General features: G+C 70.9%; 20 protein-coding genes and 6 tRNA genes. 8 read left to right on the top strand and 18 right to left on the bottom strand.

Going from position 1 to position 20,264, the window contains the following annotated elements; translation table 11 throughout:
- Positions 1-52: 52 nt before the first annotated feature.
- Positions 53-814, bottom strand: a complete 762-nt coding sequence (locus ACOKGD_RS08165; protein ID WP_342334668.1) for a YebC/PmpR family DNA-binding transcriptional regulator — start codon at positions 812-814, stop codon at positions 53-55.
- Between the two features lie 98 nt (positions 815-912).
- Positions 913-1,848 carry a L,D-transpeptidase gene (locus tag ACOKGD_RS08170; RefSeq protein WP_342334667.1) on the bottom strand — a complete coding sequence of 312 codons (936 nt, stop codon included), beginning with the start codon at positions 1,846-1,848 and terminating at the stop codon, positions 913-915.
- 61 nt (positions 1,849-1,909) lie between these two features.
- On the opposite strand from ACOKGD_RS08170, the gene pdxY reads away from it, so the two are divergent.
- Positions 1,910-2,761 (top strand): pyridoxal kinase PdxY, encoded by an 852-nt coding sequence (gene pdxY, locus ACOKGD_RS08175; protein WP_342334666.1) that lies wholly within the window; start codon positions 1,910-1,912, stop codon positions 2,759-2,761.
- A 64-nt stretch (positions 2,762-2,825) separates the two neighbouring features.
- Here pdxY and pdxT read toward each other — a convergent pair whose 3' ends face one another.
- On the bottom strand, positions 2,826-3,437 hold the full coding sequence (pdxT, locus tag ACOKGD_RS08180; protein WP_421355119.1) for a pyridoxal 5'-phosphate synthase glutaminase subunit PdxT: 612 nt from the start codon (positions 3,435-3,437) through the stop codon (positions 2,826-2,828).
- On the bottom strand, positions 3,431-4,372 hold the full coding sequence (gene pdxS, locus ACOKGD_RS08185) for a pyridoxal 5'-phosphate synthase lyase subunit PdxS (protein ID WP_342334664.1): 942 nt from the start codon (positions 4,370-4,372) through the stop codon (positions 3,431-3,433). The genes pdxT and pdxS overlap by 7 nt, the downstream gene beginning before the upstream one ends.
- Positions 4,373-4,429: 57 nt before the next feature.
- Here pdxS and ACOKGD_RS08190 point away from each other — a divergent pair, with 57 nt between their 5' ends.
- Complete coding sequence (locus ACOKGD_RS08190) at positions 4,430-5,782, top strand: aminotransferase class I/II-fold pyridoxal phosphate-dependent enzyme (RefSeq protein ID WP_342334663.1); 1,353 nt, start codon at positions 4,430-4,432, stop codon at positions 5,780-5,782.
- Between the two features lie 21 nt (positions 5,783-5,803).
- Here ACOKGD_RS08190 and ACOKGD_RS08195 read toward each other — a convergent pair whose 3' ends face one another.
- From ACOKGD_RS08195 to ACOKGD_RS08205, 3 genes are read right to left on the bottom strand one after another with little or no spacing between them, the layout of a single operon-like run.
- The gene (locus ACOKGD_RS08195) at positions 5,804-6,343 is read right to left on the bottom strand and encodes an HIT family protein (RefSeq protein WP_342334662.1); all 540 of its coding nucleotides are present in this window, start codon (positions 6,341-6,343) and stop codon (positions 5,804-5,806) included.
- The gene (gene thrS / locus ACOKGD_RS08200; RefSeq protein WP_342335508.1) at positions 6,343-8,274 is read right to left on the bottom strand and encodes a threonine--tRNA ligase; all 1,932 of its coding nucleotides are present in this window, start codon (positions 8,272-8,274) and stop codon (positions 6,343-6,345) included. Before thrS ends, ACOKGD_RS08195 begins: the two co-directional genes overlap by 1 nt.
- Positions 8,275-8,323: 49 nt before the next feature.
- Positions 8,324-9,193, bottom strand: coding sequence for a helix-turn-helix transcriptional regulator (locus ACOKGD_RS08205; protein WP_342335507.1), 870 nt, complete (start codon positions 9,191-9,193; stop codon positions 8,324-8,326).
- A gap of 107 nt (positions 9,194-9,300) precedes the next feature.
- Here ACOKGD_RS08205 and ACOKGD_RS08210 point away from each other — a divergent pair, with 107 nt between their 5' ends.
- On the top strand, positions 9,301-10,065 hold the full coding sequence (locus ACOKGD_RS08210; RefSeq protein WP_342334661.1) for an SDR family oxidoreductase: 765 nt from the start codon (positions 9,301-9,303) through the stop codon (positions 10,063-10,065).
- 12 nt (positions 10,066-10,077) lie between these two features.
- On the opposite strand, the gene ACOKGD_RS08215 is transcribed toward ACOKGD_RS08210, so the two are convergent.
- The 10 genes from ACOKGD_RS08215 to zapE form a co-directional block, all read right to left on the bottom strand.
- Positions 10,078-10,434 (bottom strand): ankyrin repeat domain-containing protein, encoded by a 357-nt coding sequence (locus ACOKGD_RS08215; protein ID WP_342334660.1) that lies wholly within the window; start codon positions 10,432-10,434, stop codon positions 10,078-10,080.
- 79 nt (positions 10,435-10,513) lie between these two features.
- A tRNA-Val gene (locus ACOKGD_RS08220) sits at positions 10,514-10,585 on the bottom strand.
- Positions 10,586-10,643: 58 nt separating this feature from the next.
- Positions 10,644-10,716: transfer RNA gene (locus ACOKGD_RS08225), tRNA-Gly, on the bottom strand.
- 30 nt (positions 10,717-10,746) lie between these two features.
- A tRNA-Val gene (locus tag ACOKGD_RS08230) sits at positions 10,747-10,818 on the bottom strand.
- Between the two features lie 30 nt (positions 10,819-10,848).
- A tRNA-Cys gene (locus tag ACOKGD_RS08235) sits at positions 10,849-10,919 on the bottom strand.
- Positions 10,920-10,967: 48 nt separating this feature from the next.
- A tRNA-Gly gene (locus tag ACOKGD_RS08240) sits at positions 10,968-11,040 on the bottom strand.
- 134 nt (positions 11,041-11,174) lie between these two features.
- Positions 11,175-11,250 (bottom strand) — tRNA-Val (locus tag ACOKGD_RS08245).
- Positions 11,251-11,343: 93 nt separating this feature from the next.
- Positions 11,344-11,931, bottom strand: coding sequence for a type II toxin-antitoxin system PemK/MazF family toxin (locus ACOKGD_RS08250; protein ID WP_342334659.1), 588 nt, complete (start codon positions 11,929-11,931; stop codon positions 11,344-11,346).
- 73 nt (positions 11,932-12,004) lie between these two features.
- Entirely contained in the window at positions 12,005-13,264 is a 1,260-nt protein-coding gene (locus tag ACOKGD_RS08255) for an ammonium transporter (RefSeq protein ID WP_342334658.1), read from the bottom strand.
- A 158-nt stretch (positions 13,265-13,422) separates the two neighbouring features.
- Positions 13,423-14,442, bottom strand: coding sequence for a cell division protein ZapE (zapE, locus tag ACOKGD_RS08260; protein ID WP_342334657.1), 1,020 nt, complete (start codon positions 14,440-14,442; stop codon positions 13,423-13,425).
- A gap of 129 nt (positions 14,443-14,571) precedes the next feature.
- Between zapE and ACOKGD_RS08265 the strand changes: the two genes are divergently transcribed.
- Entirely contained in the window at positions 14,572-15,471 is a 900-nt protein-coding gene (locus ACOKGD_RS08265; protein ID WP_342334656.1) for a sulfurtransferase, read from the top strand.
- A 33-nt stretch (positions 15,472-15,504) separates the two neighbouring features.
- On the top strand, positions 15,505-15,957 hold the full coding sequence (locus ACOKGD_RS08270; RefSeq protein ID WP_342334655.1) for a SufE family protein: 453 nt from the start codon (positions 15,505-15,507) through the stop codon (positions 15,955-15,957).
- Between the two features lie 15 nt (positions 15,958-15,972).
- On the opposite strand, the gene ACOKGD_RS08275 is transcribed toward ACOKGD_RS08270, so the two are convergent.
- On the bottom strand, positions 15,973-17,106 hold the full coding sequence (locus tag ACOKGD_RS08275; protein WP_342334654.1) for an alpha/beta hydrolase family protein: 1,134 nt from the start codon (positions 17,104-17,106) through the stop codon (positions 15,973-15,975).
- Between the two features lie 94 nt (positions 17,107-17,200).
- Here ACOKGD_RS08275 and ACOKGD_RS08280 point away from each other — a divergent pair, with 94 nt between their 5' ends.
- The 3 genes from ACOKGD_RS08280 to ACOKGD_RS08290 all read left to right on the top strand — a co-directional run bounded on the left by ACOKGD_RS08280 (position 17,201) and on the right by ACOKGD_RS08290 (position 20,258).
- Positions 17,201-17,782: a DUF3000 domain-containing protein gene (locus ACOKGD_RS08280; RefSeq protein WP_342334653.1), complete on the top strand. Its 582-nt coding sequence runs from the start codon at positions 17,201-17,203 to the stop codon at positions 17,780-17,782.
- A complete protein-coding gene (locus tag ACOKGD_RS08285; RefSeq protein WP_342334652.1) occupies positions 17,775-18,977 on the top strand; it encodes an HRDC domain-containing protein in 1,203 nt (400 codons plus the stop codon). Before ACOKGD_RS08280 ends, ACOKGD_RS08285 begins: the two co-directional genes overlap by 8 nt.
- Positions 18,978-19,052: 75 nt before the next feature.
- A complete protein-coding gene (locus tag ACOKGD_RS08290; RefSeq protein WP_342334651.1) occupies positions 19,053-20,258 on the top strand; it encodes a thiolase family protein in 1,206 nt (401 codons plus the stop codon).
- The last annotated feature ends 6 nt before the right edge of the window (positions 20,259-20,264 follow it).

Here is a 20,264-nt window from a genome sequence, read left to right on the forward strand (position 1 = left end):
CGGCGCCCCACCCGGATCACCGGATGGGGCGCCGCTGTGCGCCTGCTCGCGCTTACTCGTCGTCCGTCTCGAGCTCGGCCTGCACCTCGGGCGACAGCTCGATGTTGGTGAAGACGTTCTGCACGTCGTCGCTGTCCTCGAGGGCGTCGATCAGCTTGAACACCTTGCGCGCGGCCTCGGCGTCGACGGGGACCTTGACCCCCGCCACGAACTCGGCGTCCGCCGACTCGTAGTCGAGCCCGGCCTCCTGCAGCGCGGTGCGCACCGCCACGAGGTCGCTGGCCTCGGTGATGATCTCGAAGCCCTGGGGGTGCGGCTCGACCTCGAGCGCACCGGCCTCGAGGGCCGCCATCATGACGTCGTCCTCCGACGCGCCCTCGCCGGAGACGACGATGACGCCCTTGCGCTCGAAGTTGAACGACACCGAGCCCGGGTCGGCCATGTTGCCGCCGTTGCGGGTGACCGCGGTGCGCACCTCGGCGGCCGCGCGGTTCTTGTTGTCGGTCAGACACTCGATGAGCATCGCCACGCCGCCGGGGGCGTAGCACTCGTACATGATCGTCGTGTAGTCGACGGCCTCGCCGCCGATGCCCGCGCCGCGCTTGATGGCGCGATCGATGTTGTCCTTCGGGACCGAGGTCTTCTTCGCCTTGAGGACGGCGTCGAACAGCGTCGGGTTGCCCGCCTCATCGGGGCCCCCGATGCGCGCCGCGACCTCGATGTTCTTGATCAGCTTCGCCCACGACTTGGCACGACGGGCGTCGATGACCGCCTTCTTGTGCTTGGTCGTGGCCCACTTGGAATGACCTGACATGACTCTCCCGCTCTGATGATCGTGGCCCGCGCACCGCTCGCGCGTGCTCGAGGGCCTCGGAACAGTCTAGAAGAATCGTCGGCGCGGCGACGGCGGGGTCATTCGCGGATGTAGACCGGCGTCCCGGGCGCCAGATCGCTGAGCGGGCCGATCGCCTCGGCCGACACTCGCAGGCAGCCGTTCGAGATCGCACCGCTGCGGGCGTCGTGGTAGTGGAACGCCGTCACCGCCACGGACTGCCCCCCGAAGCCCGCCAGGGTCGGCGACTGCACGGACAGGTACACGAGCGGGTGGCCTCGGGTGTAGGCGTACTGCGGCACCACATCCTCGAACATGAGGAACGCGCGCCCCAGGGGCGTGGGGGTGCCCGGTGCGCCGGAGCCGAAATCGGTCGCGACGAGCGTCGACGTCTCGGGCGCGACCGATCCGTCCGCCGAAGCGTCCGGCGTGGTCACGATGGCGAAGGTGCGATCGGACAGATCCACCTCGACCCGCTGCGGGTCGGCCGTCAGCGTCACATCGGCCGCCCGCATCCAGCCGGTGACCTGGCGGGGGTCCCCGGATCCCGGCACCCCCTGGCGTCCGACGAGCAGCACCCGCACCCAGTGGTCGTGTCGCGTGATCACGGGCACCACGGTGCCCCCGTACGTCTGCTCGTGCGCGAGGCGCGCGACGGGTTCGCCCCCCTCGGTCGCGAACACCGGGGCCCCCGCCGCGCCGGGCTGCGCCACGAGCCCGGTCAGCGGACCGAACGGGTCGTCGTCGACCGGCAGCGCGGGCAGCACCGCGAACACGTCCACGGCGGGGAGGGTTCCGAGATCGTATGCCGTGGTGTCGGCCGGTGCGCCCACCGGCGTGGGCGTGGGGGTCGACGTGCGAGTCGGTGTCGGCATCGGCCGTTCGACCGCCGCCGCCTCGCGCGGGATCACGCCGCGATCCCCGCCCCACATCGCCGCGGAGGCGCCCGCGAGAGCGCCGACGAGCACAAGCGCGACGGCGCCCCACACCCATCTCCCGCGCTCCGACCCCGACATGTGCCCCATTCCAGCACCGAATGCCCCCGATCGACTACGCGATCGGTGCGAGGATCGAAGGATGAAGATCCTCTCCATCCAGTCGGCGGTGGCGTACGGGCACGTCGGCAACTCGGCTGCGGTGTTCCCGCTGCAGCGCATCGGCGTCGAGGTGCTGCCGGTCTACACCGTGAACTTCTCGAACCACACGGGGTACGGCGCGTGGCGCGGGCCGCTCATCGCGCCGGACGACGTGCGCGAGGTCATCACCGGGATCGAGGAGCGCGGCGCCTTCCCGCAGATCGACGCGGTGCTCTCGGGCTACCAGGGCGGCGTGGGCATCGCCGACGTCATCGTCGACGCGGTCGCCCGCGTCAAGGCGGCCAACCCGTCCGCGCTCTACGCGTGCGACCCGGTGATGGGCAACGCGAAGTCGGGGTGCTTCGTGGCTCCCGAGATCCCCGTCCTGCTGCGCGACAAGGTCGTGCCGGTGGCCGACATCATCACGCCGAACCAGTTCGAGCTCGGCTACCTGACCGGCACGGAGCCCGCCGACCTCGCCTCCACCCTCGACTCGGTGGACCGCGCCCACGAGATGGGGCCGCGGACGGTTCTCGTCACCAGCGTCGAGCGGCCCGACAACGCCGACGGCACGCTCGAGATGCTTGCCGCCGACGACACGGGCGCCTGGATCGTGGCGACGCCGCGCCTGCCGTTCAAGGCGAACGGATCGGGAGATGTGACGGCCGCGCTGTTCACCGCCCACTACACGGCGACGGGTTCGGCGGCCGACGCCCTCGCACGCACCGCGTCCAGCGTCTTCGGTCTGCTCGAGCAGACCCTCGCCTCGGGCGATCGCGAGCTGCAGCTGGTCGAGGCTCAGGAGCACTACGCGAACCCGCGGATGGAGTTCGAGGTGCGCCAGGTGCGCTGAGTCCGCCGAGACACCGAACCGGGCCGGGATCCATCAGGGTCCCGGCCCGGTCCGGCATCCGGGCTCACGCGGCGCGCGCGGCGACCCGCTCGAGCAGCATCCGGTGGAACCGCAGGTCGCCGGTCACCTCCGGATGGAACGCCGTGCCGATGACGTTGCCCTGCGCGACCGCGACGACGCCGCCGTCCGGCAGAGCCGCGAGGGGGCGCGCCAGCGGTCCGACCTGCTCGATGAGGGGGGCGCGGATGAACGCCGCGTGCACGGGCCCGCCGTCGATCTCCGGCGCGACGAGGTCGGTCTCGAACGACTCGACCTGCCCGCCGAACGCGTTGCGACGCACGGTGACGTCGAGCCCGCCGAACGTCTCCTGACCCTCGATCGCGCCGCTGATCCGGTCGGCGAGCAGGATCAGCCCGGCGCAGGTCCCGTACACGGGCAGCCCTGCCGCGATCGCGTCGCGGATGGGCTCCTGGAGCCCGAAGGCGCGCGCGAGCTTGTCGATCACACTCGACTCGCCGCCGGGCAGCACCAGAGCGTCCACCGAGGCCAGCTCGGACGGCCGTCGCACAAGCGAGGCCTCCGCACCGAGCGTCGTCAGCGCGGTCATGTGCTCGCGCACATCACCCTGCAGCGCCAGGACGCCGACACGCGCCCCGGCGGCCGCGCTCGTCACCAGCCGCGCTCCGCGAGGCGGTGCGGGGCGGGCAGGTCCGACACGTTGATGCCGACCATGGCCTCGCCGAGTCCGCGCGACACCTCGGCGATGACCTTCGGGTCGTCGTGGAAGGTGACAGCCTTGACGATCGCGGCGGCCCGCTTGGCGGGGTCGCCGGACTTGAAGATGCCGGAGCCGACGAACACGCCGTCCGCGCCGAGCTGCATCATCATCGCGGCATCAGCCGGGGTCGCCACGCCGCCCGCTGTGAAGAGCACCACCGGCAGGCTGCCGGTCTCGGCGACCTCGGCCACGAGGTCGTACGGCGCCTGCAGCTCCTTGGCCGCGACGTAGAGCTCATCCCTGGTCATCGAGCGGAGGGCGTTGATCTCGCTGCTGATCTTGCGGATGTGCTTGGTCGCCTCCGAGACGTCGCCCGTCCCGGCCTCGCCCTTGGAGCGGATCATCGCCGCTCCCTCGTTGATGCGGCGCAGGGCCTCGCCGAGGTTCGTCGCCCCGCACACGAACGGCACCGTGAAGCGCTGCTTGTCGATGTGATTCACGTAGTCGGCGGGCGAGAGCACCTCGGACTCGTCGATGTAGTCGACGCCGAGCTCCTGCAGGATCTGCGCCTCGACGAAGTGGCCGATGCGCGCCTTGGCCATCACGGGGATCGACACGGCGGCGATGATCCCGTCGATCATGTCGGGGTCGCTCATGCGCGACACACCGCCCTCGGCACGGATGTCGGCGGGGACCCGCTCGAGCGCCATGACGGCCGTAGCGCCGGCGTCCTCGGCGATGCGCGCCTGCTGGGGCGTGACGACGTCCATGATGACGCCGCCCTTCATCATGTCCGCGAGGCCGCGCTTGATGCGCCCCGTGCCGGTGGTGGAAGTCGTGGCGTCGGTCACGGCCGTGCTCCTTGATTCAGGCCCTCGGGCGGGCTTTGGCATAGGCCGAAGTTCGACCTATGCCAAAAACTACCACCTTCCCGACCTACACTCGAGACGATGGACGACACCGAGCTGGGGACGCTTCACGAGAGCATCGCCGGGCGCACCGCGGCCGAGATCGCCGGCAGCGTGCGCTCGCTGCTCGAGCGCGGAGCCCTCCGGCCCGGTGATGCGCTCCCCCCGGTCCGCGCCCTCGCCGAGAGCCTCGGCGTCAACCGCAACACCGCCGTGGCCGCATACGGGCTGCTCGCCCGCTCCGGCCTCGTCGTCGCCGGCGGGCGCGCGGGCACCCGCATCGCCCACCCCGAGCCCTTCGCCCAGGAGGGGTTCGCCTCCCCGGACCCGGATCCGTCACGCCCGCTGCGCGACATCGGCGCCGGCAACCCGGATCCCGCGTGGATCCCCGATCCCTCCCGATACCTCGGCTCCCTCGCCGGTCGCCCCGTCCTCTACGGCGAGCCGGTGATCGATCCGGAGCTCGAGACCGACGCGCGCGCCTGGATGTCAGCGGATCTCGCACCGGCCGACCTTCGACTCACGCTCACCAGCGGCGCGGTCGACGCCGTCGAGCGACTGCTGGCGCAGGCGCTGACGCGGGACGACGCCATCGCCCTCGAGGACCCCTGCTGGCTGGCGAACATCCACACCGTGCGGCTCGCGGGGTACCGCGCCGTACCTGTGCCCGTCGACGCCGAGGGGATGACGACCGACGGCCTGCGGGCGGCCCTCGCACAGGGGGTGCGCGCCGTCATCTGCACCCCTCGTGCGCAGAACCCGACCGGGGCGGGCCTCTCCGAGCGCCGCGCGGCCGAGCTGCGGGCGGTGCTGGCCGATCACCCCTACGTGCTCGTCATCGAGGACGACCACTTCTCGCTGCTGTCGCAGCAGCCGTTCCGCTCGATCGTCGGGCCGAACCACCGTCGGTTCGCCCTGGTTCGGTCGGTGTCGAAGTTCCTCGGCCCCGACATGTGCCTCGCCGTGACCGCCTCCGATCCGCACACCGCCGACCGCCTCGCCCTGCGCCTGAGCTCGGGGACGACGTGGGTGAGCCACCTCCTCCAGCGTCTGACGCACGCCATCCTCGCCGACCCCGCCGCGCAGGACCTGATCTCCCGCGCGGGCGCGCACTACGCCGCGCGCAACGCCGCCTTCGCCGACCGCCTGGCGGGGGTCGGGATCGACGCCGCCGCCGGCGACGGGCTCAGCCTGTGGGTGCCCCTGGACGCCCCCACCGCGCCGGTGGCCGCCGAGCTGAAGCGCCGGGGCTGGCTCGCGCGCTCGGGCGACGAGTTCTTCCTCGCGGACGCGCCGGACGCCCCGCACCTGCGCCTCACGGTCCACGACCTCACCGACGACGAGGCCTCGGCCCTCGTCGCCGACCTCGCCGCATCGGTCGACGCCGCCCGCTGAGGGGTCAGGCGGGCGGACGGATCAGACGGGCCAGGCGTCCGCGAGCGCGCGCCGCACGTCACCCAGCAGCTGGGGCAGCGCCTTGGTCTTCGCGATGATCGGGAAGAAGTTGGCGTCGCTCGCCCAGCGCGGAACGATGTGCTGGTGCAGGTGCTCCTCGACGCCGGCGCCGGCCACGTGGCCCTGGTTCATGCCGATGTTGAAGCCGTCGCAGCGCGATGTCTCGCGCAGCACCCGCATGGCGGTCTGCGTCAGTGCCGCGATCTCGGCGGCCTCCTCGGCCGTCGCCTCGTCGTACAGCCCGATGTGACGGTAGGGGCACACCAGCAGGTGGCCCGAGTTGTACGGGAAGAGATTGAGCAGCACAAACGCCGTCTTGCCGCGGTGCACGATGAGACTCGCCTCGTCGTCGCGACCCGGGGCCGCGCAGAACGGGCATCCCGAGCCGCGGTTCACGTCGGCGCCCGCGGCGATGTACGCCATGCGGTGCGGCGTCCACAGCCGCTGGAACTCGTCCGGGACGGCCGCGAACTCGGCCGCCCCTTCGAGCTCGGCGGACATCAGGCCAGATCCTCGGCCGTCTGGATGAGCGTCTTGGCCTCGACCGCGCGCGTCAGGAGCTCAACGGCCTCGGCGATCGGCACACCGTTGCGCTGCGAGCCGTCGCGGAAGCGGAACGAGACCGTCCCGGCCGTGCGGTCCTGGTCGCCGGCGATCAGGATCACCGGGACCTTGGAGGTCGTGTGCGTGCGGATCTTCTTCTGCATGCGGTCGTCCGAGCGGTCGAGCTCGGCACGCACACCCGAGCGGCGCAGCTGATCCACGACGTCGTCGAGGTAGTCGGCGAACTCGTCGGCGACCGGCACGCCCACCACCTGGGTCGGCGCGAGCCACAGCGGGAAGTCGCCCGCGTAGTGCTCGAGCAGGATCGCGAAGAAGCGCTCGATCGAGCCGAACAGCGCGCGGTGGATCATGATCGGACGCTGCTTGGAGCCGTCGCGGTCGGTGAACTCGAGCTCGAACCGCTCGGGCAGGTTGAAGTCGAGCTGGACCGTGGACAGCTGCCACGAGCGGCCGATGGCGTCGGTGACCTTGAGATCGATCTTGGGGCCGTAGAACGCGGCCTCGCCGGGCTCCTCGATGAGCTGAAGCCCGGTCGACATGGCAACGCGGCGCAGCGCATCGGTCGCGGTCGCCCAGACCTCCTCGTCGCCGATCCACTTCGACTTCTCGTCGTCGCGCATCGACAGCTCGAGCCGGAAATCGGTGAGGCCGAAGTCCTTGAGCAGCGACAGCACGAACTCGAGCACCTTGGTCGTCTCGGCCTCGAGCTGGTCGGGCGTGACGAACAGGTGCGCGTCGTCCTGTGTGAAGCCACGCACGCGGGTGAGGCCGTGCAGGGCACCCGAGAGCTCGTTGCGGTAGACCGTGCCGTTCTCGGCGAGACGCAGCGGAAGATCGCGGTAGCTGCGGGCGCGCTCCTTGTAGATCAGGATGTGCATCGGGCAGTTCATGGGCTTCAGGTAGTAGTCCACGCCCTGCTTGGTGACGTTGCCCTCGTCGTCGCGCTCCTCGTCCATGCGGATCGGCGGCCAGATGCCGTCGGCGTAGGTGACGAGGTGGTTCGAGGTCACGAAGAGGTCCTTCTTCGTGATGTGCGGTGTGTAGACGTAGCTGTAGCCGGCCTCGATGTGGCGCTTGCGGTGGTGCTGCTCCATCTCGCCGCGGACGATGCCGCCCTTGGGGTGCCAGACCGAGAGGCCGGATCCGATCTCCTCCGGGAACGAGAACAGGTCGAGCTCGCGGCCGAGCTTGCGGTGGTCGCGGCGCGCGGCCTCAGCCAGGCGCTCCTGGTAGGCGCGCAGCTCGTCCTTGGTCGGCCATGCCGTGCCGTAGATGCGCTGCAGCTGAGGGTTCTTCTCGCTGCCTCGCCAGTACGCGCCGGCGACGCGGACGATGTCCCAGCCGTTGCCGACCATGCGGGTGGAGGGCACGTGGGGGCCGCGGCAGAGGTCCTTCCAGGCGGTCTCGCCGGTGCGTCCGTCGATGTTGTCGTAGATCGTCAGCTCGCCCTCGCCGACCTCGACGCCGGCGCCCTCGGCGGCTTCCTTCTTGCCGCCCTTGAGGCCGATGAGCTCGAGCTTGAACGGCTCGTCGGCGAGCTCGGCGCGGGCCTCGTCGTCGGTGACGACGCGGCGACGGAAGCGCTGCGCATCCTTGACGATGCGCTGCATCTCCTTCTTGATCGCCTTCAGGTCGTCCGGCGTGAAGGGGTCCTCGACGCCGAAGTCGTAGTAGAAGCCGTCGGTGATGAACGGGCCGATGCCGAGCTTCGCGGCGGGGCGCAGCTTCTGCACCGCCTGCGCGAGCACGTGCGCGGTCGAGTGGCGCAGGATGTTGAGACCGTCCTGGCTGTCGATGGTGATCGGCTCTGTCGTCTGCGTGTCCGAGACCTCCGCTGCGAGGTCCTTCAGCTCACCGTCGACGCGCATGGCGACGACGTTCTTCTCGGGGTACAGATCAAAACCGGTGGTCACCCGATCAGTCTAGTTCGGAGCCGCGTTCCGGGCCGACGCGCGCGAACCGCTGCGTGCCGAGCACGCCGAGCAGCCGGAGCTTCTCGGCACCGTCGCTGCGCGGCGGGGCGGTGAGCACCAGCAGGGCCTGCGACTGGTCCTCCGTGAAGAGCACCTGGCAGTCGACCTCGATCTCCCCCAGCTCGGGGTGGATCAGCGTCTTGTGGTCGGCGTACCGGCGCGCGACCTCGTGCCGATCCCAGATCTCCGCGAACTCCGGGCTGGTGCCGTGCAGCAGCCGGACGAGCTCGCCTGCGCGGGACGCCTCGCCCATGGCCCCGTACGCGACGCGCAGGTTCGAGACGAGCGCGCGGGCCTGACGATCGCGATCCTCGGCGGGGTAGATCTCCCGCGCGGCCGGATCGGTGAACCAGCGGTGGATGTCGCTGCGGTCCCACCCCGACCGCGCGGCGTGGTCGCCGAAGAGCGCGACGCCCAGCCGGTTGGCGACCAGGGTCTCCCCCAGCGCGGACAGGATGAGGGCGGGTGTGTCGTCGAGACGGTCCAGCACCCGCAGCAGGGCCGGCGCGACGTGCGTGGCGGTGTCGAATCGGTCGGGAGCCGCGTGCCCGGCGACGCGGAAGAGGTAGTCGCGCTCGTCGGCCGTCAGGCGCAGCGCCCGGGCGAGCGCGGCGAGCATCTGATCGCTCGGCTGCGGGCCGCGCGACTGCTCGAGGCGCGTGTAGTAGTCGACGGACATCCCGGTGAGCTGCGCGACCTCCTCGCGACGAAGCCCCGGTGCGCGGCGCCGCGCACCGGCAGCCAGCCCGACGTCCTCCGGGCGCAGACCCGCCCGGCGGCTGCGGAGGAAGTGCGCCAGAGCGGCGCGGTCGATGCTCATGGATCCATCATCCGTCGTGGGCCGACCGCGAACCAGGGACCGCGGATCCCCCGATGACCGGGTCTCTCCCGCCGCCGCCGGCGCGAGCCCACGCTGGGCCCATGGACATCACACAGGACACCGTCTTCATCCCCGGCGCTACCAGCGGGATCGGCCTCGCGCTCGCGCTCCGATTCCAGGCCGGCGGGGCCACCGTCATCGTCGGCGGGCGTCGGCAGGATGTGCTCGACCGCCTCGGATCCGAGCACGGCTTCGGCACGATCCACCTCGACACGGCGGACGCCGGAAGCATCCGCGACGCCTCGGCCGAGGTGATCCGCCGCTGGCCCGAGGTGAACGCGGTCGTGCTCATGGCGGGGATCATGGTCGCGGAGGACTGGCGCACCGATCGGTTCCTGGCGACGGCCGAGGACATCGTCACAACGAACGTCCTGGGCCCGATCCGGCTGATCGCCGCGTTCACCGAGCACCTGCAGGCGCGCCCGTCCGCCACCATCGTGACGGTCTCGAGCGGGCTGGCGTCGGTGCCCCTTCGCCCGACCCCGACCTACAACGCGAGCAAGGCGTTCATCCACCGCCTGAGCGAGACCCTCCGCCTCCAGTTCGCGGGAACCAGCGTCCGGATCACCGAGCTGGTGCCGCCCGCCGTCCGCACGACGCTGATGCCGGGCCAGGAGGTCTCCGAGCACGCCATGCCGCTGGACGACTTCGCCGACGAGGTCGTGCACCTCCTGCAGACTCAGCCGGATGCGCACGAGATCCTCGTCGAGCGCGTCAAGCTCCTGCGGTTCGCCGAGGTGCGCGGCGACTACGACCAGGTGGTGGGGATGCTCAACGCGAGCGATCCTCACGCCGCGCGCGACTGATCGGGCGGCGGGTCACGCCTCCGGCAGCGACCGGCCGAACATGGCGGCGGTCGCCCGCGCCGAGGGGTTGCCCGCCTCGGGGTCGGCCCCGGCCGCCAGCAGCACGCGAATGACCTCGTCATGCTGCTTGAACACGGCGCCCGCCAGCGGGGTCTGGCCCCGGCCGCTCACGCGGTCGACGTCCGCCCCGCGCTGGGCCAGGCCCTCCACGAGGTCGGCGTGGCCGTGGTAGGCGGCCAGCATCAGCAGGGTGCTCCCCTGCGCGTCCGCGAAATCCGGATCGGCGCCGCCGTCGACGGCGGCGAGAAGCATGGCGGTCTCCCCCAGACGGGCGAGGTCGAACAGCTGGTCGGCGGTGGCGTCGGTCATGCCTCCCAGTCAATCACCGAAACACGCGACGGCGGAGACGACGAAGGCCCCGGCGGGTGCCGGGGCCTTCGTCCTGCTGTGCGCGATACTGGGATCGAACCAGTGACCTCTTCCGTGTCAGGGAAGCGCGCTACCGCTGCGCCAATCGCGCTCGAGTCGAGCGGGGGTGAATGCACGAAGCCCGGCCAGAGCCGGGCTTCGAACTTCAGAGCGGATGACGAGACTCGAACTCGCGACCCTAACCTTGGCAAGGTTATGCGCTACCAACTGCGCTACATCCGCAACAAGACGATTCCCGAGGGATCCATCTCGTGCGCGATACTGGGATCGAACCAGTGACCTCTTCCGTGTCAGGGAAGCGCGCTACCGCTGCGCCAATCGCGCTCATAAGAGCTTCTGTTCAGTTTTCCTGCGAGGTGGCGACGGGATTCGAACCCGTGTAAACGGCTTTGCAGGCCGGTGCCTAGCCACTCGGCCACGCCACCACGGGGTTGAGACCCGCATGCCGAGAACCTGACGGTGCCCAACACTCGAGCGGATGACGAGACTCGAACTCGCGACCCTAACCTTGGCAAGGTTATGCGCTACCAACTGCGCTACATCCGCGTGTCCCGGATCGCTCCGGGCACTTGTTACACATTAGCCGACTTCGTCGACCCTGTCCAAAACCTCGGCCATGTTCGGGCGTGTCCCGCATCCGGTCTCTCACGGAGAAGGCCCCCGCATGCGGGGGCCTTCCGTGGTGGGCGATGCCGGACTCGAACCGACGACCTCTTCCGTGTGAAGGAAGCGCGCTACCAACTGCGCCAATCGCCCAGACTCTTCGATTTTCACGCCCTTGCGGGCCGAGAATCGATACTACCTGATCCCCCGCTGTGCACCGAACCGGCTCCCCGCGCGGGCGTGGCGTCACCGGCCGGCGGCCCACCCGTAGCGCTGCTGCAGCACGGCGGCCACGCGCGCGTAGCGCTCGGCATCCAGCGCATCCGCCTCCCGGCGCATGCCTGCCGTGTGCACGCTGTAGAGCTGGTCCAGATCGACCCAGGACTCGCGTCCCGCGCTGTCCCAGCTCCCCGATCCGATGGACACGTACTCCCGCTCGCCGTCGTGCGGCTTGCTGGTGAGCTTGACGGCGTAGAAGCGGTCGGCACCATGGCGGGCGAGGATCAGCACAGGGCGGTCCTTGCCGCGGCCGTCGTTCTCGGCGTAGGGCACCCACGTCCACACGATCTCGCCCGCGTCCGGGTCGCCGTCGCGGCGGGGCGCGTAGGACAGCCGCAGGTCGTGCACGTCCTCGGGGCGCACCTCGACCGTCACGATGGCATCCGGTGCCCCGGGGCGTGCGCTGCCGTCGGGGGCGCCCCGGGAGGGCCGAGCCGGCGGCTGGGGACGGTGCGGCGCTCCCGCCGGGTCGCTCGCCCTCTTTGTGCGTGCGGCGCTGTCCAGCGCGCCGAGGACGAGCTTCGCGATCGAACCGAGGATCCCCTGGCGTGCCATGCCACAGAGCCTAGGGGGAACGACGGAAGGGGCGCCGCGGCGTGATGCCGCGGCGCCCCTCGAGACGAGCGTGTCAGTCGGCGAGCGTGTAGCCCACCTCACCGTGCAGCACCGTGTCGACTCCGGCGAGCTCGTCCTCGTTCTTGACGCGGAAGCCCATCGTCTTCTCGATCGCGAAGCCGATGACGAGCGCCAGCACGAACGAGTACACCAGGACCGCGACCGCGGCGATGAGCTGGACGAGCAGCTGAGCGAAGCCGCCGCCCATGAACAGGCCGGTGCCGTTGGCGAAGAAGCCGAGGTACAGCGTGCCGATGAGGCCGCCGACGAGGTGGATGCCGACGACGTCGAGCGAGTCGTCGAAGCCGAGCTTCCACTTCAGCTCGATGGCGAAGGCGCAGGCCACACCGGCGATGAAGCCGAGCAGCAGGGCCCAGACGGGGTGCAGCGACGCGCAGGCCGGCGTGATGGCCACAAGGCCGGCGACGGCGCCGGAGGCCGCGCCCACGGACGTGGGCTTGCCGTCCTTGAACTTCTCGACGATCAGCCATCCGAGCAGGGCCGCGGCGGGGGCGCCGATCGTGTTGATGAAGGCGAGCGCGGCGGCGCCGTCGGCCGCGAGCTCCGAGCCGGCGTTGAAGCCGAACCAGCCGAACCACAGCAGGCCGGCGCCGAGGAGGACGAACGGCGGGTTGTGGGGCACGTGGACGCCCTTCTGGAAGCCGACGCGCTTGCCGAGCACCAGCGAGAGGGCCAGGGCGGCCGCACCGGCGTTGATGTGCACCGCGGTGCCACCGGCGAAGTCGATCGCGCCGACGCCGAAGACGTCCTGCAGCCCGTGGGTGATCCAGCCGCCGTAGGCGAAGGATCCGTCCTCGGCGAGGCCGAAGTTGAACACCCAGCTGGCGACCGGGAAGTAGACGATGGTCGCCCACAGGCCGGCGAACACGAGCCACGCGCCGAACTTCGCGCGGTCGGCGATGGCACCGGAGATCAGGGCGACGGTGAGGATCGCGAACGTGGCCTGGAAGGCGACGAAGGCCAGCGGCGGGTACGCGGCGCCCTCAGGGGTCTCCAGCAGGCTGTTCAGGCCGAGTGCCGAGAAATCGAGGGCGAACGGGGCGACGGTGCCCTCGGCGGCGGGGAACGCCACGGCGTAGCCGTACAGCACCCACAGGACGCCGATGAGGCCCATCGCGCCGAAGCTGAGCATCATCATGCTGATGACGCTCTTGGCCTTCACCAGGCCGCCGTAGAAGAACGCCAAGCCGGGCGTCATGAGCAGCACGAGTGCTGCTGCGATGAGCATGAATGCTGTGTTGCCTTGATCCATGATCGCGGGAACCTCTCTGCTGGGACGCAGGTGGAGCGTCGGGTTCCCTCAGTGTTCTCGCGGCCCGTTTCACAGACGGTTCGAAGGATGTTTCTGAACGGTTACGCGTTCGGCGCTGTGTGAACATCCCGTTTCCGAGTGCTCACACCGGGCCGGATTCAGGCGTGAGTGGACGCGACAAGGCGCGAGATCGCGCGCAGGTACTTCTTCCGGTACCCGCCGGCGAGCATCGCCTCGCCGAACACCTGGTCGAGCGCCGTGCCGGTCGCCCGGATCGGAAGCTGCGCGTCGTAGACGCGGTCGACGAAGGCCACGAAGCGCAGCGCCTCCGACTGGTCGGTGAGCTGGCGGACATCCCGCAGGCCGATGGCCTCCACGCCGTCGATCAGGCGGATGTAGCGCGAGGGGTGCACATGGGCGAGGTGCGAGATGAGGCCATCGAACGTGTCGTCGCTGGCGATGCGGAAGGCGGCGAGCTGCTGCTCGTACTCGCCCTCATCCAGCACGGGGGCGTGGCCGTCGAACGAGCGCTGGCGGAAGTCGACGCCGTCGATCCGGATCGTCTCGAACCGATCCGACATCGCGTGGATCTCGCGCAGGAAGTCCTGCGCGGCGAAGCGCCCCTCGCCGAGCGCGCTCGGCGGGGTGTTGCTGGTGGCCGCGAGACGCGTGCCGCTGGCGACGAGCTCGCCGAGCAGCCGCGTCATGACCATCGTGTCGCCGGGATCGTCCAGTTCGAACTCGTCGATGCACAGCAGCGCCGATCCGCGCAGCAGGTCGACCGTCTGCTTGTAGCCGAGCGCTCCGACGAGGGCGGTGTACTCGATGAACGACCCGAAGTACTTCCGGCGTGCGGGGACGGCGTGGTAGATCGCCGCGAGCAGGTGGGTCTTGCCGACGCCGAAGCCGCCGTCGAGGTAGACGCCCGGCTTCATCTCGGGCTCCTTCGGCTTCCGCGAGAAGAAGCCGCCGCGCTTGGCGGGCGGGGCTCCCACGGCGAAGGTCACGAGCGTCTGCTTCGCGCCCTCCTGAGAGGGGAAGGACGGATCCGAGCGGTACGACTCGAACGTGGCGTCATCGAACTGCGGCGGCGGGACGAGGCTCGCGAGCATCTCCTCGCCGCTGAGCTGCGGCTGACGCTCGGTGAGGTGGACGATGCCGGTCGCGGCGGAGGTCATGGACGTCAGGTTTCCGATCGTTACGCGAGGAGCGGATCCCCGGATCCGGCGCGCGCTGACGCGCCTACGCTCGAACCGGAGGCATCCAGCCTAGTTGCCCCGCCCCGTGCCGATTCTCAGGAGGAACCCGTGAGCGTTGACTTCGATCCGTCGCCCGAATTCGCCGACTTCGCCGAACCCGGACGACTCGTGTCGACCGCATGGGTCGAGGAGCACCTCGGCGCCCCCGGACTCGTGGTCGTCGAGTCCGACGAGGACGTCCTCCTCTACGAGACCGGGCACATCCCCGGTGCGGTGAAGGTCGACTGGCACACCGAGCTCAACGACCCGGTGGTGCGCGACTACGTGGACGGCGAGGGCTTCGCCGCGCTGATGAGCGCCAAGGGGATCTCGCGCGACGACACGGTCGTCATCTACGGCGACAAGAACAACTGGTGGGCCGCCTACGCCCTGTGGGTGTTCTCGCTGTTCGGGCACGAGGACGTGCGCCTGATCGACGGCGGCCGCGACCGCTGGATCTCGGAGGGCCGCCCCCTGACGACGGAGCCCGCCGGCCGCGCCGCGACCGACTACCCCGTGGTCGAGCGCGACGACTCGGTCCTGCGCGCCTACAAGGAGGACGTGCTCGTCCACCTGGGCAAGCCGCTGATCGACGTCCGATCCCCCGAGGAGTATACGGGCGAGCGCACCTCGGCACCGGCCTATCCGGAGGAGGGCGCGCTGCGCGCCGGGCACATCCCCACCGCGCACAGCGTGCCGTGGGCGCGGGCCGTGGGCGAGAACGGCGGGTTCAAGCCGCGCGCCGAGCTCGAGGCGATCTACCGCGACGAGGTGGGCCTCGCCGACGGGGACGAGATCGTCGCCTACTGCCGGATCGGCGAGCGCTCGGCGCACACCTGGTTCGTGCTGAAGCACCTGCTCGGCTTCGAGAACGTGCGCAACTACGACGGCTCGTGGACCGAGTGGGGTTCGGCCGTCCGCGTGCCGATCGCAACGGGTGCCGAGCCGGGCGAGGCACCGCGGCGCTGACCTCCGGGTGGAGGGCGGTGGGAGGATGAGGACGTGACCAGCGACACTCTTCCCACCCCTCTTGCGGAGATCCGATCCGAGTTCCTCGAGCTCGACGAGCCGGAGCGCCTTCAGCTGCTGCTCGAGTTCTCGCGCGAGCTGCCCGAGATCCCGGCCGAGTACGCGGATCATCCCGAGCTGACCGAGCGGGTGGCCGAGTGCCAGTCCCCCGTGTTCATCGTGCTCGAGGTCGATGGCCACGACCCGAGCAGCATCGTCACGATGCACGCCACCGCCCCGGCCGAGGCGCCCACGACGCGCGGGTTCGCGAGCATCCTCGCGCAGGGGCTCTCGGGGCTGACGGCTCGCGAGGTGCTCGACGTCCCCGCCGACTTCCCGCAGTCGCTGGGTCTCACCCGCGCGGTGTCCCCCCTGCGCATCGCCGGCATGACCGGCATGCTCATGCGCGCCAAGCGCCAGGTTCAGGCGCGTCTCGACGCGCACTGACGGCGGGTCGGCGGGTCAGCGACCGAGTCCCTGACCCACGAGCCAGTCGCGGATGACCGTCGTCCAGCGCCGCTCGTCGTAGTTCCAGAGCTTGGTGTGGCGCGCCACGGCGAACGTCTCCATCTGCACGATGTCCGGACGGGCCGCCGCCAGCGCGTGGGACGCGTCGGAGGGGACGAAGCCGTCGTCGTCGCTGTGCAGCAGCAGGATCGGCACGCTCAGCTCGTCCGCGCGCGCCACCATGTCGAGCTCGTCGAAGTCGATGCCGCGCCCGCCGCGCACCGCCCGCGCACCCCACTCGCTGCCGAGCATGCCCACGGCCGCGCGCGAGGCGAACGTCGGCACCCCGAGCTCGCGCCCGTGGAAGTCGAGGACGGATCGCCAGTCGACCACCGGCGACTCGAGGATGACACCCGCGATCGTCTCCCGGTGCTCGGAGCGGATCGCGGTCTGCAGCACGATCGCGCCGCCCATCGACCAGCCCATCAGCACCACGCGCTCCCCGCCGGCCGCGAGCGCCCATCCGATGGCCGCGTCGACGTCGCGCCACTCGGTCGCTCCGAGCCCGTACATCCCGGTGCGGCTGGGCGGCGCCTCGCCGTCGTTGCGGTACGAGACCACCAGCGCCGAGATGCCGAGCGCGTGCAGCAGCGGCACGGCCCGCAGCGTCTCGGCCCGGGTCGTCCCGCGACCGTGCACGAGAACGGCCCACGTGTCACCGCGTCCCGCCTGGAACACCCACGCCGGGGCGAGGCCGACGGGGGTGTCGATCAGCTCCTCGTGGAACGGCAGGTGCAGCTGTGCGGGGTCGTCGAAGTACCAGCCGCTGAACGAGCCGTGGGGCCCGAGCCGTGTGGCGGAGTCGATGTGGCTGAGCAGCTTGCGGGTGACACCTTCCTCGTCCTGCCCCAGCACGGCGCCGAGCTTCACGTATCCCGCACCGTTGGTGAAGATGCCGTACCGCCCGGGCAGCACGGTGTCGAGCGTCCGGCTCAGGGTGATCGTCTGCGCGGCGCGGTCGATGCCGAGGATCTGCGTGTCGGCCTCGCGCGGCGCCGGTGTCACGACCCGACGCGCGACGGCGGCGATCCGGACGGTCAGCGCCGTCGCGACGCCCGTGAGCAGGACGCCGAGACCGACGGCGGACACGAGTGCGGATCCGGAGCGGTCACGGGGAGAGGATGCGCCCGCAGGGACGGCGCGCCTGAGGTGCTTCATGACCCCTCCACCATAATCTGACAGCGTGAGTGCAGGAGGAGGCGCGGCTGACGCGTTCGCCGCCGCCGCGGAGCGGCTTCGGGCCGCGACCTTCCGCGGCGACTTCGTCGTCCGCGAGATCCCGTCTCCCGCCGGGGTGGCGCCGTTCAGTCTCGCGCTGGCGGGCGATGTCCGGCCGACCGCCGACGGCGACTCGCCGTACGGCACCGGGCGCTTCATCCTTCTCCACGACCCGTCCGAGCCGGACGCCTGGGGCGGAGCCTGGCGCATCATCGCGTTCGCCCAGGCCCCGCTCGAGCCCGAGATCGGCACGGACCCGCTCCTCGCCGACGTGACATGGTCGTGGCTCGTCGACGCCCTCGAGTCGCGGGGCGCCGCCTACCACTCGGCCTCGGGCACGGCCACCAAGATCCTGTCCAAGGGCTTCGGCACGCTGGCCGACGAGGGCGACGGCGCCCAGATCGAGCTGCGCGCCTCCTGGTCACCCGACGGCCCGTTCGACGCGCACCTCGACGCGTGGGCCGAACTCGTATGCATGCTGGCGGGTCTCCCGCCGGGGTCCGAGGGCATCGCGGTCCTCGGGGAGCGGAGGAACGCGAATGGCTGAGGCCGCACAGTACGACGTGATCGACACGGCCGAGGGGCTCGCCGCTGCATGCGCCGCGCTCGCCGCCGGCACGGGCCCCGTGGCCGTGGACGTGGAGCGCGCCTCCGGCTTCCGCTACTCGCAGCGCGCCTATCTCGTCCAGGTCAACCGGCGCGGTGCGGGGGTCTTCCTCTTCGACCCGCCGGCCCTGCAGGATCTGTCCCCGCTCCAGGCGGCGATCGGCGACGTCGAGTGGGTGCTGCACGCCGCGAGTCAGGATCTGCCGTCGCTGCGGGAGCTCGATCTCCTGCCGCCATCGATCTTCGACACCGAGCTCGCGGCTCGCCTGCTCGGCTGGGAGCGCGTGGGGCTCGCGGCCGTGGTCGAGGCCACCCTCGGCGTGGTGCTGAAGAAGGAGCACTCGGCCGCCGACTGGTCGACGCGCCCCCTGCCGCAGGCCTGGCTGGAGTACGCCGCTCTCGACGTGGAGCACCTCATCGACGTGCGCGACGCTCTGGTCGTCGCGCTCGACGAGGCGGGCAAGACCGAGTACGCGGCCCAGGAGTTCGAGGCGACGCGGCTGCGCGAGCAGAGGCCGCCCCGCACTGACCCGTGGCGCCGCCTGAGCGGCCTGCACACGCTGCGCGGCCGCCGCAACCTCGCCATCGCCCGCCAGCTGTGGCTGGCGCGCGAGGAGTACGCGATGCAGCAGGACGTCTCCCCCGGCCGCCTGGTGCCGGACCGCGCGCTGGTCGCGGCGATCGCCGCCGCCCCGGCATCCAAGAGTGAGCTCGCCGCGCTCAAGGCGTTCAACGGGCGCGCCTCGCGCACGCAGCTGGACCGGTGGTGGAACGCCATCGTCGCCGGACGCGAGAGCGCCGACCTTCCGCAGGAGCGTGTGCCCAGCGACACCCTGCCCCCGCCCCGCGCGTGGGTCGACCGCAACCCGGAGGCCGACGCGCGCCTCAAGCAGGCCCGCCCCGCGGTCGAGGAGCGCGCCGAGCAGCTGGCGATGCCGACCGAGAACCTCCTCACGCCCGAGACGCTGCGCCGCGTCGCGTGGGAGCCCCCGGTGCCGGCGGATGCCGCATCGATCGCCGAGGCGCTGCGTCGCCTGGGCGCCCGCGAGTGGCAGATCGAGCAGACTGCACAACTGATCGCCGATGCTTTTGTGCGATCCGTGCAGTCGGCCGACGAGGCCGTCGACAGCGCTTAGTCGAACCGGGCCAACCGGTTCTGCTCTCCCGATGCCCGCTCCATAGGCTGAGGACAACCGAACCTGGGAGGCAGAGTGGCCGAGCTGGCTGATGTCTATTTCGTCGATGGAGTGCGCACCCCCTTCGGGCGCGCCGGCGAGAAGGGCATGTATTGGAACACGCGCGCAGATGACCTCGCCGTCAAGGCGACGAAGGCCCTGCTGGAGCGCAACACCGAGGTCCCCAAGGACCGCATCGACGACGTCGCCATCGCCGCGACGTCGCAGACGGGCGACCAGGGCCTGACCCTGGGGCGCACCGTGGGGATCCTCGCGGGTCTGCCGATGACGGTGCCGGGGCTGGCGGTCGAGCGCATGTGCGCGGGCGCCATGACGAGCGTCACCACCATGGCGGCCTCGATCGGCGTCGGCATGTACGACTTCGCGATCGCGGGCGGCGTCGAGCACATGGGCAAGCACCCCATCGGCTCGAACTCCGACCCGAACCCGCGCTTCGTCGCGGAGCGGCTGGTCGATCCGGGTGCGCTCAACATGGGCGTCACCGCGGAGCGCATCCACGACCGCTTCCCGCAGCTCACCAAGGAGCGCGCGGACCGCTACGGCATGCGCAGCCAGCACAAGGCGCAGGCGGCCTACGAGGCCGGCAAGATCCAGCCGGATCTCGTGCCCGTCGCGATCGCCGGTGCGGACGGCCAGTGGGGCCTGGCGACCGAGGACGAGGGTCGCCGCCCCGAGACGACCATGGAGGGTCTCGCCACCCTCAAGACGCCGTTCCGCCCGCACGGTCGTGTGACCGCCGGGACGTCGTCCCCGCTGACCGACGGCGCGACGGTGAGCCTGCTCGCCAGCGGCGCGGCCGTGAAGGAGTTCGGCCTGAAGCCGAAGATGCGTCTCGTCTCGTTCGCCTTCGCCGGCGTCGAGCCCGAGATCATGGGCATCGGCCCGATCCCGTCCACCGAGAAGGCCCTCGCCAAGGCAGGCCTCACCATCGACGACATCGGCCTGTTCGAGCTGAACGAGGCCTTCGCGATCCAGGTGCTCTCGCTGCTCGACCACTTCGGCATCGCCGATGACGACCCCCGCGTCAACGCGTGGGGCGGCGCGATCGCGGTCGGCCACCCCCTGGCCGCCTCGGGCGTGCGCCTGATGATCCAGCTCGCGGCGCAGTTCGCCGAGCACCCCGAGGTCCGCTACGGCCTGACGGCCATGTGCGTGGGTCTCGGACAGGGCGGCAGCGTCATCTGGGAGAACCCGCACTACACCGGCAAGAGGAAGAAGTGAGCGCCG

The sequence above is a fragment of the Microbacterium phosphatis genome (assembly GCF_049177115.1).
Classification (GTDB): Bacteria; Actinomycetota; Actinomycetes; order Actinomycetales; family Microbacteriaceae; genus Microbacterium; species Microbacterium phosphatis.